14 protein-coding genes are annotated in these 13,997 nt (G+C 70.2%); 3 read left to right on the top strand and 11 right to left on the bottom strand.

Annotation, left to right across the window (positions count from 1 at the left end; translation table 11 throughout):
- Positions 1-70 precede the first annotated feature (70 nt).
- The 8 genes from ychF to GT007_RS12045 form a co-directional block, all read right to left on the bottom strand.
- Positions 71-1,165, bottom strand: coding sequence for a redox-regulated ATPase YchF (ychF, locus tag GT007_RS12080; RefSeq protein WP_160121870.1), 1,095 nt, complete (start codon positions 1,163-1,165; stop codon positions 71-73).
- Positions 1,166-1,189: 24 nt separating this feature from the next.
- Positions 1,190-1,621: a hypothetical protein gene (locus GT007_RS12075; protein WP_160121869.1), complete on the bottom strand. Its 432-nt coding sequence runs from the start codon at positions 1,619-1,621 to the stop codon at positions 1,190-1,192.
- Positions 1,621-2,193 (bottom strand): aminoacyl-tRNA hydrolase, encoded by a 573-nt coding sequence (pth, locus tag GT007_RS12070; RefSeq protein ID WP_160121868.1) that lies wholly within the window; start codon positions 2,191-2,193, stop codon positions 1,621-1,623. The genes GT007_RS12075 and pth overlap by 1 nt, the downstream gene beginning before the upstream one ends.
- 3 nt (positions 2,194-2,196) lie before the next feature.
- A complete protein-coding gene (locus tag GT007_RS12065; RefSeq protein WP_160121867.1) occupies positions 2,197-2,826 on the bottom strand; it encodes a 50S ribosomal protein L25/general stress protein Ctc in 630 nt (209 codons plus the stop codon).
- A 414-nt stretch (positions 2,827-3,240) separates the two neighbouring features.
- The gene (locus GT007_RS12060) at positions 3,241-4,569 is read right to left on the bottom strand and encodes an LLM class flavin-dependent oxidoreductase (RefSeq protein ID WP_236571635.1); all 1,329 of its coding nucleotides are present in this window, start codon (positions 4,567-4,569) and stop codon (positions 3,241-3,243) included.
- A 44-nt stretch (positions 4,570-4,613) separates the two neighbouring features.
- On the bottom strand, positions 4,614-5,369 hold the full coding sequence (locus tag GT007_RS12055; RefSeq protein ID WP_160121866.1) for an alpha/beta hydrolase: 756 nt from the start codon (positions 5,367-5,369) through the stop codon (positions 4,614-4,616).
- Between the two features lie 14 nt (positions 5,370-5,383).
- Positions 5,384-5,938 (bottom strand): NADPH-dependent FMN reductase, encoded by a 555-nt coding sequence (locus GT007_RS12050; RefSeq protein ID WP_160121865.1) that lies wholly within the window; start codon positions 5,936-5,938, stop codon positions 5,384-5,386.
- Between the two features lie 48 nt (positions 5,939-5,986).
- The gene (locus GT007_RS12045) at positions 5,987-6,859 is read right to left on the bottom strand and encodes a LysR family transcriptional regulator (protein ID WP_236571634.1); all 873 of its coding nucleotides are present in this window, start codon (positions 6,857-6,859) and stop codon (positions 5,987-5,989) included.
- 118 nt (positions 6,860-6,977) lie between these two features.
- Between GT007_RS12045 and GT007_RS12040 the strand changes: the two genes are divergently transcribed.
- On the top strand, positions 6,978-7,973 hold the full coding sequence (locus GT007_RS12040) for an NAD(P)H-dependent flavin oxidoreductase (protein WP_160121864.1): 996 nt from the start codon (positions 6,978-6,980) through the stop codon (positions 7,971-7,973).
- Between the two features lie 127 nt (positions 7,974-8,100).
- Positions 8,101-9,069 (top strand): Bug family tripartite tricarboxylate transporter substrate binding protein, encoded by a 969-nt coding sequence (locus GT007_RS12035; RefSeq protein WP_160121863.1) that lies wholly within the window; start codon positions 8,101-8,103, stop codon positions 9,067-9,069.
- On the opposite strand, the gene GT007_RS12030 is transcribed toward GT007_RS12035, so the two are convergent.
- A complete protein-coding gene (locus GT007_RS12030) occupies positions 9,050-10,327 on the bottom strand; it encodes a Zn-dependent hydrolase (protein ID WP_201451898.1) in 1,278 nt (425 codons plus the stop codon). The two genes, GT007_RS12035 and GT007_RS12030, sit on opposite strands and share 20 nt — an antisense overlap.
- A 138-nt stretch (positions 10,328-10,465) precedes the next feature.
- On the opposite strand from GT007_RS12030, the gene GT007_RS12025 reads away from it, so the two are divergent.
- Positions 10,466-12,040 (top strand): ABC transporter substrate-binding protein, encoded by a 1,575-nt coding sequence (locus GT007_RS12025; protein ID WP_160121861.1) that lies wholly within the window; start codon positions 10,466-10,468, stop codon positions 12,038-12,040.
- A 25-nt stretch (positions 12,041-12,065) separates the two neighbouring features.
- Here GT007_RS12025 and GT007_RS12020 read toward each other — a convergent pair whose 3' ends face one another.
- Together GT007_RS12020 and GT007_RS12015 are read right to left on the bottom strand one after the other, a co-directional pair.
- The gene (locus GT007_RS12020) at positions 12,066-12,920 is read right to left on the bottom strand and encodes an ABC transporter permease (RefSeq protein WP_160121860.1); all 855 of its coding nucleotides are present in this window, start codon (positions 12,918-12,920) and stop codon (positions 12,066-12,068) included.
- 34 nt (positions 12,921-12,954) lie between these two features.
- Positions 12,955-13,995, bottom strand: a complete 1,041-nt coding sequence (locus tag GT007_RS12015; RefSeq protein WP_160121859.1) for an ABC transporter substrate-binding protein — start codon at positions 13,993-13,995, stop codon at positions 12,955-12,957.
- Positions 13,996-13,997: the final 2 nt, after the last annotated feature.

Here is a 13,997-nt window from a genome sequence, read left to right as displayed (position 1 = left end):
CCAGATTGACTGAAGGAGGAATTACCCAGCCGGTAACTAAGAAATCGTAAGCCGCCGCGTGAAAGGCGCTTCAGACGTTGAAGCGGAACAGCATCACGTCGCCGTCCTTCACGACGTATTCCTTGCCTTCCACCCGCATCTTGCCGGCTTCCTTGGCGCCCGCCTCGCCGCCCAGGGCGACATAGTCGGCATAGGCGATGGTTTCCGCCGCGATGAAGCCGCGCTCGAAATCGCCATGGATCACGCCCGCCGCGCCCGGGGCCTTGGTGCCCTTGATGATGGTCCAGGCGCGGGCCTCCTTCGGGCCCACGGTGAAATAGGTGATCAGGCCCAGCAGGTCGTAGCCCGCGCGGATGATGCGATCGAGGCCGCTGTCATGCAGCCCCAGCGAGGACAGGAAATCGCCCCGGTCCTCCTGCGGCATCTGGCTGATCTCGGCCTCGATGGCGGCCGAGACGATCACGGCGCGGCCACCCTCGGCCTTGGCCATTTCCTCCACCCGGGCGCTGTGGGCGTTGCCGGTGGCGGCCGAGGCCTCCTCGACATTGCACACATACAGCACGGGCTTGGTGGTCAGCAGTTGCAGCTTGGCGGCGTTGGCTTCCTCGCCCTTCGGCACGGCGGTGCGGGCGGGCCGGCCCTCGGACAGCGCCTTGATCAGCGGCTCGATCAGCGCCATCTGCGCCTGCGATTCCTTGTCTCCGCCGCGCGCGCGCTTCACCAGCCCCTGGGCCCGGCGCTCCAGGCTGTCCAGGTCGGTCAGCATCAGCTCGGTCTCGACGGTCGCGGCATCGCGCACCGGGTCCACGCTGCCTTCGACATGGGTGATGTCCCCATCCTCGAAGCAGCGCAGCACATGGATGATCGCGTCCGTTTCCCGGATATTCGCCAGGAACTGGTTGCCCAGCCCCTCGCCCTTGCTGGCGCCGCGCACCAGCCCCGCGATGTCCACGAATTCCAGGCTGGTGGGCACCGTCTTCTGGCTTTTGCCCACGCGCGTCAGCTCATTCAGCCGCGGGTCGGGCACCGCCACGCGGCCGACATTCGGCTCGATGGTGCAGAAGGGATAGTTGGCCGCCTGCGCCGCCGCCGTTTCCGTCAGCGCGTTGAACAGGGTGGACTTGCCCACATTGGGAAGCCCGACGATGCCGCAGTTGAAACCCATGGAATTGGTCCTGAAAGAAAGGGGTCAGCCCGCCAGCGCGGAGCCGAGTTCGTCAGCGATCAGCGCCGCCGCGATCCGCGCGGAGCCATCGTCGGTGGGCAGCGCCAAGGCGGCGGCGCGGATGGCCGGCACCAGCATGGCGGGGCCGAGCCCCACCCGCTGGGCCGCGCGCTGCAACCGCGCCGGCAGGTCGGAAGGCAGCTCCGCGATGGCCGAGGCCGCGTCCAGCAGCAGCGCGGCCAGCAGCGCCGCGTCGGAAGCCGCATCGGCCACCGAGCGCGCGCGGCGCACATCGCTGATGGGCCCGCCATCGGTGGGGCCGGGCAGGCAGGCGCGCAGGCCGGCGGCGGCCTGGGCCAGGGTCGCGGCTTCCCGCCGCAGCGCGGCGGACAGGGCGGCCGCCGCGTTGGCCCGGTCCTCTGGGCCCGGACCGCCGAAACCGAAATCCTCTTCCATCACCGCTCCTGTGTCAGCAACGCCACGCGCGTCATGAAATCCTCGGGCTTGCCCTCGGCGAGCAGGCCGGCGGCATCCGCCACGGCATCCAGCAGCGGGGTGACCCAGCCCTCGTCCTTGGCGAAGTTGCCCAGAACATGCCCGGTCACGCGGCCCTTGTCGCCTGGGTGCCCGATGCCAAGGCGCACGCGCCAGAAATCGGCGCTGCCGAGCGCGCGCTGCATGTCCCGCAGCCCATTGTGGCCGGCGGTGCCGCCGCCGCGCTTCACGCGCAGCTTGCCCGGCGCCAGGTCCAGCTCATCGTGGAAGGCCCAGATGGCTTCGGGGCGGATCTTGTGGAAACTGGCGGCGGCCTGCACGGCATCGCCAGACAGATTCATGTAGGTGTGGGGCTTCAGCAGCAGCACGCGCTGCTGGCCGATCTGGCCCAGCGTGGCCTCGCCCTTGAACTGGCGGCGCCAGGCCGGAAAGCGATGGCGCGAGGCCAGCGCATCCAGCGCCATGAAACCGATGTTATGGCGCTGGCGCGCGTGCTCTGGGCCGGGATTACCGAGCCCGACCCAAAGCAGCATGGCTTACTTCTTGCCCTTGCCCTTGCCCTTGGCGGGGGCGGCGGCCTGCGGGGCCACGATCTCCTCGACGATCGGGGCGGCGATGGTCGCCACCACGAAGTCGCGCTCGATCACGGCCTTGGCGCCGAACTGGTCCTTCACGGCGGACCAGCGCAGGCTGTCGCCGATCTGGGCGTTCGCCAGGTCGATCTCGAAGATCTCGGGCACGGCATCCGGGGCGACCAGCACTTCGAGCGCGCGGCGCACGACGTTCAGGGTGCCGCCGGCCTTCAGGCCCGGGCAGGTCTCTTCGTTCAGGAAGTGCACCGGCACGCGCATCTTCACGCGGGCACCCGGGGACAGGCGCTGGAAGTCCACATGGATGGGGCGGTCGCTCACGGGGTGGAACTGGATCTCGCGCATCAGCACGGTCTCCGTCTCGCCACCCTCGACGACCACTTCATACAGATGGGACTGCCAGGTGCCCTTGTGCAGTTCCTTCATGATGACGCGCGGGTCGATCTGAATCAGATTCGCCGTCTTCTTCGCGCCATAAATCACACCGGGCACAAAGCCCTCACGCCGGGTCGCACGCGCCGCCCCCTTACCAGCCCGCTCGCGCGCCGCAGCCTCGATCCTGATGGTTTGGATCATTGCGGTAGCTCCTTATTTTGGGTGTAGCCGTGTTGAAACGGCTGCGCCGGCCTCCAGGGGTGCCGGCGCGGGGCGGGTTTAGCGGGGGAAAAGCCCAGGCGCAACCTGGGATCGCGCATGGGTGGGAGCACCGGAATGACCGAGGATGTGCTGCCCCCCGAAGGACGTAAAGGACCGAGGGGGCTCTGCCCCCTCGGGCTCCCCCGCCAGGAGCCGAAAGGCCCCTGGACCCCATCAGTTTGGCGCTGGCCTCGGGAAGGTGTTTCCCATTGATTTTTATCATATAATTGGCACCCGGCCTGCCAGGACAAAGTGCCAGACGGATGGGTTCCAAGGGCCTTTCGGCCTTTGGCGGGGTGCCCGAGGGGCAGAGCCCCTCGGTCTTTGCGCCCCTGGGGGCAGAGCCCCTCGGCCTTACGCCGCCGCCGGATGCTTCGGCCTGGCCAGCCCCAGCTGGGTGCGCAGCGTGCTTTCGGGGGCCTCGGTGCGGAACAGCCCCCGGCGTTGCAGTTCCGGCACCACCTGCCGCACGAACACGCCCAGCCCTTCCTCCAGCAGCGGGAAGGTCAGCATGAAGCCGTCGCAGGCCCCGGCCTTGAACCATTCCTCCAGGATATCGGCGATGCGCGCGGGGTTGCCGCGGATGGTGCTGCGCCCGCGCTCATAGCGCATGTACATCTGGCGCAGCGTCAGCTTCTCCACCCGGATCATGTGGACGATGCTGTCGAAGAACTTCTTGTGCAGGTTGGCGGAGGACGGGATCAGCTCCTCCGGCACCGGCTCATCGAGCGGCAGGTCGGACAGGTCGGCCTCCAGGTCCATGCCCAGGCGCATGCGCCCGACCATGGGCTGGATCAGCGCCTGCAGGGTCTGGAACTGGTCCTCGGCTTCCTGCTCGGTTTCGGCGACGATGGTGGGCATGCCGGCCAGCAGGCGCATATCCGCCGTGGAGCGGCCGAATTTCGGCAGGCGGGCTTTCAACTGGTCGTAGAAGGCGCGGCTTTCGGCCGCCGTGGCATTGGCGCCGAAGACCAGCTCGGCGAAGCGGGCCGCGAAATCCATGCCGGTGTCGGACGCCCCGGCCTGGATGATCACCGGCCGGCCCTGCGGCGAGCGTTGCAGGTTCAGCGCGCCGTGCAGGCGGTAGTGCTTGCCGTCATGGTCCACCGCGTGCTGCTTCGCGGGCTCGAAGGTCAGGCCCCGCGCACGGTCGTTGATGAAGGCGTCGTCCTCCCAGCTGTCCCACAGCTTCAGCATCAGCTCGGTGAACTCGGTGGCGCGTTCGTAGCGCTCGCCATGGGGGGCCAGCTTGTCCTGGCCGAAATTGCGGGCGGCGAAGTCGTTGGCGGAGGTGACGATGTTCCAGGCCGCGCGGCCGTGGCTCATATGGTCCAGCGAGGCGAACAGGCGGGCCAGGTTGTAGGGTTCATAGAAGCTGGTGCTGGCCGTGCCGCCCAGGCCGATGCGGCTGGTCACGGCGGAGAGCGCCGAGAGCAGCGTGATCGGCTCCAGCTGGTTCATGAACAGCGGCATGCGGCTGTAGGCTTCGAGGTTGCTGGTGCGCGCGGCGGGGGTGTCGGCGACGAAATACAGGTGGAAAAGGCCGGCCTCGGCCAGCTGTGCCACGCGCATGTGGTTGCGGATGTCGATGCCGGCATCGGCTTGCGTTGCGGGATGCAGCCAGGAAGCGACGTGAGAGCCCGGGCCGCTGGCCATCACGGCCAGGATCATTTGCGGGGGCATGGGCATCTCCTTCTCGTCGCACAATATTCTGCGGTGCGAGGGGATCAGCCGGAAGGGGTCAGCGCCAACATCGCAGGCAGCGCCCTGAGCAGGGTGAAGTGATCCGCCCCCGCTTCCTCATGCCGCGCGGCCCGGTTGCCCGCCGCCGCCCAGGCCGCGGCCATGGCCGCGTTCTGCTCCAGGAAGGCCGGGGTTTCCGCGCCCCCCACCGCGAACAGCGCGGGCGGCAGCCCCGCCCGGACGCGATGGATCGGCGAGAGGTCCCGCGCCGTCTCCTCCGTCAGCCCCAGCCTGTCGTTCAAGGGAATGCCCACCAGCGGCACCAGGTCATAGATCCCGGAAAACGCCGCGATCGCCGCGATGCCCGGCACGCCGGCCAGGGCCAGCTCCGCCACGATATGCCCGCCCGCCGAATGCCCGGCCGCGATCAGGCTGTCCCGCCCGGCCCAGCCCAGAATGGCCGGGATGGCGGCGCGGGTGGCGGCCAACAGTTCTGGCATCGTGGCCTCAGGGCACAGCGGGTAGTTCGCCAACGCCACATCATACCCTGCCGCCAGCAGCGGCGGCGCCAGGAAGCGGAAGCCCGCCTTGTCGCGGGATTGCCAGTAGCCCGCGTGGAACCACACCAGCAGCGCCTGGCTGCGGGCAGCGCGGAACCCGTCGAACACCATGCGGGGGTGGGGGCCGTAGGGGATGTCGAACTCACCCGCCACGGCCCCGGATTCGGCGGCGAAGGCCTCGAACAGCGCGGGGAAGCCGGGGCGCAGCTGCCCCTCCATATACTGCCAGCGCGCGTCCATCAGGCCCCCAGACCTCAACCCAGAGTCTTGACCACGAAGGCCTCGAAGGTGGTCATGAACTTGGCCAGGAACTGCTTGGTGCCGTCCACGGTCACTTCGCCCTCATCGTCGATCAGGCCCGGGGTGAAGTGCAGATAGACCTCCGGCTGCAACAGCTGCGGCGCGCCGCAGAAATTCAGCACCGCCCGCAGGTCGCGCTGCGACAGGGCCGTGCCGATGGTGCCCGGCGAGGTGCCCAGCACCGCCGTCGGCTTGCCGGTGAAGGAGTTGGTGCCATAGGGCCGGGAACCCCAGTCGATCGCGTTCTTCAGCCCGCCGGGGATGGAGCGGTTGTATTCCGGCGTGACGAAGATCAGCGCGTCGCAGGCCGCCAGCGCCGCCTTGAAGGCCTTGGCCACGGCGGGGAAATCGGCGTCGTAGTCATAGCTGTAGAGCGGCAGGTCCCGGATCGGGATCTCGGTGAGCGAGAGCCCTGCGGGGGCCAGCTTCACCAGCGCCTTGGCCAGCTTGCGGTTGATGGAGGCGGTGGCGAGGCTGCCGACCAGATAGCCGACCTTGAACTGCGACATGGCATGTCCCTTCGTGTTCGCGGCGCGCAGCATAGCGCGAAATCGCGCTCAGCCATTTGATGTCAGACAGCATTCCAGAAAACGTGTCAGCGCATGAGAGGCAAAGCCGTCCCGCCGGCGGATGAACATGGTGCTCACCCGCGCCTCGCCGGGCGGCGGCAGGGCGTGCAGCGCCACCAGCCCGGCCTGGGCCTGGGCGGCCACCACCGCGCGGGGCAGCAGCGTCACGCCCAGCCCCGCGGCCACGCAGCCGATGATGCCCTCCAGCGTGCCCAGCTCCAGCCGGCGCAGGGTGGGGATGCGCAGGCCGGTCAGCAGCGCCTCCAGCCGGGCGCGATAGGAACAGCCGGCGCGGAAGACCAGGATCTTCACCGGCGCCTCCCCCAGCATTTCGGGGCGCGAGACCCAGGGGGCGGTGACCAGCACCAGCTCCTCCTCGACCACCGGGGTGGCCAGCAGGTCCGGGTGGTCCACCGGGCCCGCGACCAGGGCGCCTTCCAGGCGGCGGTCCAGCACCTCCCGCGTCAGGGCCTGGCTGGTGCCGGTCTGCAGGATCACGTCCACCCCCGGGCATGCGCCGGCATAGGCGCGCAGGATGGGCGGCAGGCGCAGCGCGGCGGTGGTTTCCATGGAGCCGATGCACAGCTCGCCCGCCGGTTCCGGGGCGTCGGTGGCGGCGCGCCGGGCCTCGGCCAGCAGATGGCCGATGCGGTCGGCATAGGGCAGCAGCTGGGCCCCGGCGGGGGTCAGCGTCACGCCCCGGCTGTGGCGCTGGAACAGGGGCACGCCCAGCTCCTCCTCCAGCTGCTTCACCTTGGCCGTGACGTTGGACTGCACGGTGTTCAGCACCTGCGCGGCACGGGTGATGCCGCCCGCGCGGGCCACGGCGGCGAAGGTCAGCAGCGTGTCGGCATCCATCATGGGCGGGCTCCCGGGGCTCAGGCCATCACCATCAACGATGACTCCGATCTGAACAATTCATTTTTTCAGAAGATCGACACCCCCTACCTTGCCGCCAGCCACCGCCGGAGCGCGCCGCATGGACCCGTTCGAGACCCCCCTGACCCGCCTGCTGGGCATCCGCCACCCGGTGCTGCTGGCGCCGATGGACCTGGTGGCCGATGCCCGGCTGGCGCGCGCGGTGTCGCAGGCCGGGGGGCTCGGCCTGCTGGGCGGCGGCTATGGCGAGGAAACCTGGCTGCGGCGGGAGGCCGGCGCGATGGCCGGCACACGCTTCGGCGTGGGCTTCATCACCTGGAGCCTGGCGCGCCAGCCGCGTCTGCTGGATGTGGCGCTGGAATACGGGCCGGCGGCCATCATGCTCTCCTTCGGGGATGCGGCGCCCTTCATCCCGCGCATCCACGCGGCGGGCGCGCTGGCGATCTGCCAGGTGCAGACCGCCGCCATGGCGCGCGACGCCGTGGCCCAGGGCGCCGACATCATCGTGGCCCAGGGCACGGAGGCCGGGGGGCATGGGGCCGCCTGCTCCACCTTCCCGCTGCTGCCGGCGGTGGCCGATGCGGTGGGCGCCCGCGTGCCGGTGGTGGCGGCGGGCGGCATCGCCGATGGCCGAGGCCTGGCCGCGGCCCTGATGCTGGGGGCGCAGGGCGTGCTGCTCGGCACGCGCTTCTACGCCAGCGAGGAAGCGGCGGGCCACCCGGCCGCCAAGCAACGCATCGCCGCCGCGCGGGGAGAGGACACGGTGCGCGGCATCCTGTTCGATATCTCCCGCCGCAACGTCTGGCCCGCGCCCTTCACTGGCCGGGTGCTGCGCAATGCCCATGCCGATCGCTGGCAAGGGCGGGAGGGGGCGCTGATGCAGCACCTGCAATCCGGGGCGGACGACTATGCCGCGGCCCGGGCGGCCGGGGATTTCGACATCGCGGCGGTGATCGCGGGCGAAGGCGCCGGGCTGATCGGCGGCATCGAGCCGGCGGGGGCCATCGTCGCCCGCGTGGTGGAGGACGCGCGCGCCAGCCTCCGGCGCTGGCAGCCCGGCAGCAATGCGCCGACGCATGAGGAAGTGGCCATCTGATATTTTCGCCATTCTTCGCACACCGAATACGGTATAAGGTTTCCACAACACACAGGGTTGGACCGGGGGCGCAGATCCCTGGCCGGAACGCAGGTCGCGCGGCGCAACTCCCACCCAGGATGCCCGCATGATCCCTCTTCGCCGCCGCACGCTTCTCGCGGCCCCGGCCCTGCTCATGGCGGGGCCCGCCATGGCCGCCTATCCCGACCGCCCGGTGCGGATCATCTCCGGCTATCCGCCCGGCGGCACGAACGACATCGTGGCCCGCGCGCTGTCGGTGCCGCTCTCGGCGGTGCTGGGCCAGCCGGTGGTGATCGAGAACCGGCCCGGCGCCGGGGGCTGCATCGGCGCCGCCGCCGCCGCGCGCTCGGCACCGGACGGGCACACGCTGTTCCTCGGCATCGTGGACACGCAATCCATCAACCCGCTGGTCTACCGCCAGCCGGGCTATGAGCCGGAGCGCGATTTCGCCCCGGTTTCGCTGGTCACGAACATTCCCTTCGTGATGGTGCTGGGCCCCGCCCATCCCACCATCCGGGACCTGCCGGGCCTGACCGCGGCCAGCAAGGCCGCGCCCGGGCAGTTCACCTATGCCAGCTGGGGCGTGGGCAGCACGCCGCATCTGGCGCTGCTGCGCCTGGCCAAGGCCCAGGGGTTCGAGATGCTGCACGTGCCCTTCAACGGCATGGCCCCGGCGCTGCAATCCATCACGGCGGGCCAGGTGGATGTGATGATGCTGGGCGCGGGCTCGGCCGAGGCGGCCTCTCGCGATGGGCGGGTGCGGGTGCTGGCCAGCGTGGCGCCGGAACGCCTGGCCCTGCTGCCGCAGGTGCCCACGCTGAAGGAACAGGGGCTGGACCTGCCCATGGGGCTTTGGCAGGCGATGTACGCCCCGGCCCGCACGCCCGAACCGGTGATCGCCCGCCTGAACGCCGCGGTGCGGGAAGCGGCGCAGGCCCCCAGCTTCGTCGAGGCGATGCGCGCCCAGGGCGCGGTGCCCGAGCCGGGCACGCCCGCCGAGCTGTTGGCCCTGCAACGCCAGGAACGCGACGCCTATGGCGCGGTGGTGCGGGACCTCAGCCTGGTGCTGGACTGAGGCCGGCGATCCAGTCCGCCAGCACGCCGATGGCGGCCATCAGGTCCGGGGTGTCCATCGCCTCGAACGGGTTGTGGCTGCCGTTGCGGTTGCGGACCAGCAGCATGCCGGTGGGCACGCCGCTGGCCGCGAAATTGTTGGCGTCGTGGCTGCCGGGGCTGTTCAGGCGCGGGGCCGGCTGGCCACAGCGGGCGGCGGCGGCCGAAAGGCCCTCGATCAGCGCGGGGTCCATCGGGCCGGGGGCGGCGGCGCTGCGTTCGCCCAGTTCGATGGTCACGCCGCGCCGGGCCGCCACCTCGGCCACGATGCGGTGCAATTCGCCCTCCAGCGCCGCCAGATGGGCGGCGTTGTAGGCGCGCAGGTCCAGGCTCATCTCGAACCCGCCGGAGACCGCCGTCAGGCTGTGCCGCGCGGTGGGGGTGAAGAAGCGCCCGATGGTGACGGCCATGGGCCGGCCGGCCGCTTCCTCCGCCAGCCACAATCGTTCCAACGCCAGCGACAGATCCGCCCCGGCCAGCGCGGCATCGCGCCGGAAGCGGTGCGGCAGGCCGGTGTGCGCGTCCTCACCCGCGATGCGGATGAAGGGGTGGCGCAGATTGCCGGGGTTGGCCAGGCAGACGGCCAGCGGCGCCCCGGCCTCGACCAGCTGGGGCGCCTGTTCGATATGGGCCTCCAGATAGGCGCCCATGCCGCGCGGGTCCCGCAAGGGGGTGTTGGCGCGCAGGCGATCGGGGTTTCCGCCGCAGGCGGCGATGCTCTCGGCCAGTGTCAGGCCGGTGCGGGCGTGGCGCAGTTCCAGCGCACCGGGCGGCAGGCGGCCCAGCAGGCAGCGGCTGCCGATCAGGCCCAGGCCGAACCACACCGCTTCCTCGCAGCGCAGGGCCAGCACCTGGATGTCGCGCCGGGGCGCGATGCCCGCGGCCCGCAATGCTGCCACCGCGCCGATGCCCGCGATGACGCCCGCCGCGCCGTCGAAATTCCCGCCCTGCACCACGCTGTCCAGATGCGAGCCGATCAGGATGGGCGGGCCCGAGGGATCGCGGGCGGGCCAGGTCAGGATCAGGTTGGCGCCCGCGTCGGTGCCGGCTTGCATGCCCAGGGCCTGGCCGGCCTCGGCGATCAGGGCCTGGGCCTGGTTCTCGCCGGGGCCATAGGCATCGCGCGTGATGCCCGGCGGGTCGGCGCCGATCCGCGCCACGCCATCCAGCAGGCGCTGCACCAGGGGGGTCTGCGCCGTCACCGCTTCTGCCAGCCGCAAGGGGGATGCTCCTTTTGCCTGGCGGCAGAGTGGCAGGGCCGGAAAGCGATGACCATTACCCCCTTGGCGCCCCGCCGCTGTGGACGCTGCCGGCCGGGCATGCTGCCATGGCCGGGAACAGATGGCGGGATCAAGGACATGAAGCGTCGGCATTTCGTGATGGGCGCGGCGGCGGTGGCGGCCCCTGGTCTGGCGCGGGCCCAAGCGGGGCGGGTGCTGAAATTCATCCCCCAGGCCGATCTCTCCACGCTCGATCCGCACTGGAACACCGCCTATGTCACCCGCAACCACGGCTTCATGGTGTTCGACACCCTGTACGGCACCGATGCCGACTACATGCCGCGCCCGCAGATGGTGGCCGGCCATGTGGTGGAGGATGACGGCAAGCGCTGGACCCTGACCCTGCGCGAAGGCCTGCTGTGGCATGACGGGGAGAAGGTGCTGGCGCGGGATTGCGTGGCCAGCATCCGCCGCTGGGCGAGCCGCGACGGCTTCGGCGCCACGCTGATGGCGGCGGTGGACGAGCTCTCGGCCGCCGATGACCGGCGCATCGTGTTCCGCCTGAAGCGCCCCTTTCCCATGCTGCCGAACGCGCTGGGCAAGTTCGGCGTCTATATGCCCGCGATGATGCCCGAGCGCCTGGCCAACACCCCCGCCACCACCCAGGTGACGGAGATGGTGGGCAGCGGCCCCTTCCGCTTTTTGGCCAATGAGCGCGTGCCGGGCGCGCGCGCCATCTATGCGCGCAACGAACGCTATGTGCCGGCCGAGGGCGCGCCCAGCGGCACGGCGGGTGCCAAGGTGGTGCATCTGGACCGGGTGGAATGGCTGACCACGCCCGACCCCTCCACCGCCGCCAGCGCCCTGCAGGCGGGCGAGGTGGATTGGTGGGATTTCGCCACGCCGGACCTGCTGCCGCTGCTGCGGCGGAACCGGAACCTGACCGTCTCCGTGCTCGACCGCGCGGGCTACATGGCCAGTTTCCGGATGAACCACCTGCACCCGCCCTTCGACAACCCGGCGGTGCGGCGCGCGGTGCTGGGGGCGGTGAACCAGACGGACATGATGATCGCGGGCGCCGGCAGCGACCAGGCGATGTGGCGCGTGCCCTGCGGCGTGTTCACCCCGGGCAGCCCGCTGGCCAGCGACGCGGGGCTGGATGTGCTGTCCGGCGCGCGGGACCTGGAACGCTCCAAGCGGGAACTGGCCGCGGCGGGGTATCGGGGGGAGCCGGTGGTGTTCATCGTGCCCACCGACCTGCCGCATGTGAACGCCATGAGCGAGGTGATGGCCGACACGCTGAAGAAGATCGGCATGACCGTGGACTACCGCGCCATGGATTGGGGCAGCGTGCTGACCCGGCGCGTCAGCAAGGCCGCCCCCGCGCAGGGCGGCTGGAGCGGCTTCGTCACCTTCAGCGCCGGGGCGGACAATGCCACCCCCGCCGCCAACACCCAGCTGCGCGCCCAGGGGCAGAGCGGCTGGTTCGGCTGGCCGGAGGACCAGGAACTGGAATCCCTGCGCGACCGCTGGTTCGACGCGCCGGACCTGGCGGCGCAGCGGGAGGTGGCCCGGCAGATCCAGCGCCAGGCCTTCCAGTCGGTGCCCTTCATCCCGCTGGGGCAGTATTTCCAGGCGACGGCCTATCGCAACTCACTGAGCGATCTGATCCCGAACTTCGCCACCTTCTGGAACCTGAAGAAGGCGGGCTAAGCGCGAAGCCCACCGCCTGCGCCCGCTACCGGTGCAGGCGCCGGTGCACCAGGATGTTCGACAGGCTGGTCAGCACCAGGGTCGCGGCCATCAGCACGAAGGCCACCGTGGCGCCGAACGGCCAGTTGTTCTGCTCGATGAACTGGCCATAGACCAGCGGCCCCATGGTCTGGAATCGCGGCCCGCCGATCAGCACCGGCGTGGCATAAGCGTTCATGCCGAGGATGAAGGTGAGGATGCCGCCCGCCAGCACGCCCGGCATGGCCAGCGGCAGCAGCACCCGCCACAGCATCAGCCGGGGCGGCGCGCCCAGGTTGAAGGCCGCTTCCTCCACCGAACGGTCGATGCCCTCGATCACGCTCTGCAGGCTGAGCACCATGAAGGGCAGGTTCACCGCCGTGATGCCGATGATGACCGCGGTTTCGGTGAACATGATGTCGATCGGCGTGCTGATGACGCCGAGCCCCATCAGCGAGGCATTGAGCACGCCCCGGGACCCGAAGGCCACCATCCAGCCCGCCGCCCGCACCGCGTTGCCCACGAACAGCGGCAGCACCACCGCCATCAGCAGCAGGTTCTTGAAGCGGCTCTGCGTGCGGGCCAGCACATAGGCCAGCGGAAACCCCATCACCAGGCAGATGACCGTCACGATGGCCGCGATGCGCACCGTGCGCCACAGCACCGTGGTGTAGAAGGGGTCGGTGAAGAAGCGGATGTAGTTCTCGACCGTCAGCGCATCGACCATGAACTCGCCCGGCACGAAGCGATTGAGGCTGTAGCGGAACAGCAGCCCCAGCGGCAGCAGCAGGCCGAGCGCGACGACCAGGGTGGCGGGGGCGATCAGCCCCGCCGCCCCGGCCTTTCGGGCGGCGCGGGTCACCGCGCCTGCCCGATGCGCAGCGCGTGCCCCGCCATCACGCCTTGAACACCTTGTCCCACCAATCCTTCATCGCGGCGTTTTCCCGCGCGAGGTAGGCGTAGTCGAGATCGACCAGCCGCGCCGTTTCCTCCGGCGTGAAGCCGATGCGCGCGTGCAGCTCGGGCGGCACCACGGCGTTGGTCACGGTCGGGTTGAAGCCCATATCGACCGCGAAGGCCTCCTGCGCCGACTTCTCCAGCATCGCATCCATATAGGCGTAGGCACCGGCCTTGTTCGGCGCGTTCTTCTGGATGGCGAAGCCCGAGACATACATCGGCACGCCCTCGACGGGCGCCACCATCTGCAGCGGGATGCCCGCGTTCTGCCACTGCACCCCGCGCGCCTTCCACATCATGCCGATCGCGATTTCCTGCGTCTGCATGGCCTGGGCGAAGGCCTCGTTGGTGGGATAGAGCCGCGCGCCGGCCCGCTTGGCGGCCAGCAGCACTTCCTTGCCCGGCTCGATGTTGGACACGCTGCCGCCCGCCGCCAGCGCCGCCGCGACCATCACGAACTGGTACTGGATGTCGATGAAGCCGATCTTGTTGCCGTGGCGCGGGTCCAGCGCCGCGGCGAAGCCCGCCGGCCGGTCCACCATGCCCGGGTTGTACAGCACCACCTTGCCCGAGAAGATGTGGCCGATGCCGTATTTGTAGCGCATCGCCGGGATGATGTTCGCGGCGTTGGACAGCTTGGAGTAGTCGATCTCCTCGGCGGCGCCGGCCTCACCCACCTCATGGATATTGGCGGCCGACAGGCCCTGGATATCGACCGTGCCGCGCGGCAGGCGGCGTTCGGCCAGCATCTTGGCCCGGCGCGGCGCGTCGGAGGCCTGGTCCTGCACCACCTCCCAGCCGCGCGGCTTCAGGATGGGATCCTCGATGTTCTTGGTCAGCAACCGGGCGTAGTCGCCGCCCCAGGTGCCGACCACGACACGGCCGGCGGCCTGGGCGGGGCGGGCGGCCAGGGGGACGGCCGCGGCGGTGCCGAGGCCCAGAAGCGCCTGACGGCGCGAGAATGAAGTCACGGTGCTCATGC

The organism is Rhodovarius lipocyclicus (assembly GCF_009900765.1).
GTDB classification, from domain to species: domain Bacteria; phylum Pseudomonadota; class Alphaproteobacteria; order Acetobacterales; family Acetobacteraceae; genus Rhodovarius; species Rhodovarius lipocyclicus.
Note: the sequence above shows the minus strand (reverse complement) of the source record. Positions and strands in the feature narration are given on the sequence as shown.

Bases quoted from the DNA above. Each gene is read 5' to 3' on its own strand.
- ychF (WP_160121870.1), bottom strand. From the start codon at position 1,165: ATGGGTTTCAACTGCGGCATCGTCGGGCTTCCCAATGTGGGCAAGTCC.
- GT007_RS12075 (WP_160121869.1), bottom strand. From the start codon at position 1,621: ATGGAAGAGGATTTCGGTTTCGGCGGTCCGGGCCCAGAGGACCGGGCC.
- pth (WP_160121868.1), bottom strand. From the start codon at position 2,193: ATGCTGCTTTGGGTCGGGCTCGGTAATCCCGGCCCAGAGCACGCGCGC.
- GT007_RS12065 (WP_160121867.1), bottom strand. From the start codon at position 2,826: ATGATCCAAACCATCAGGATCGAGGCTGCGGCGCGCGAGCGGGCTGGT.
- GT007_RS12060 (WP_236571635.1), bottom strand. From the start codon at position 4,569: ATGCCCCCGCAAATGATCCTGGCCGTGATGGCCAGCGGCCCGGGCTCT.
- GT007_RS12055 (WP_160121866.1), bottom strand. From the start codon at position 5,369: ATGGACGCGCGCTGGCAGTATATGGAGGGGCAGCTGCGCCCCGGCTTC.
- GT007_RS12050 (WP_160121865.1), bottom strand. From the start codon at position 5,938: ATGTCGCAGTTCAAGGTCGGCTATCTGGTCGGCAGCCTCGCCACCGCC.
- GT007_RS12045 (WP_236571634.1), bottom strand. From the start codon at position 6,859: ATGATGGATGCCGACACGCTGCTGACCTTCGCCGCCGTGGCCCGCGCG.
- GT007_RS12040 (WP_160121864.1), top strand. From the start codon at position 6,978: ATGGACCCGTTCGAGACCCCCCTGACCCGCCTGCTGGGCATCCGCCAC.
- GT007_RS12035 (WP_160121863.1), top strand. From the start codon at position 8,101: ATGATCCCTCTTCGCCGCCGCACGCTTCTCGCGGCCCCGGCCCTGCTC.
- GT007_RS12025 (WP_160121861.1), top strand. From the start codon at position 10,466: ATGAAGCGTCGGCATTTCGTGATGGGCGCGGCGGCGGTGGCGGCCCCT.
- GT007_RS12015 (WP_160121859.1), bottom strand. From the start codon at position 13,995: ATGAGCACCGTGACTTCATTCTCGCGCCGTCAGGCGCTTCTGGGCCTC.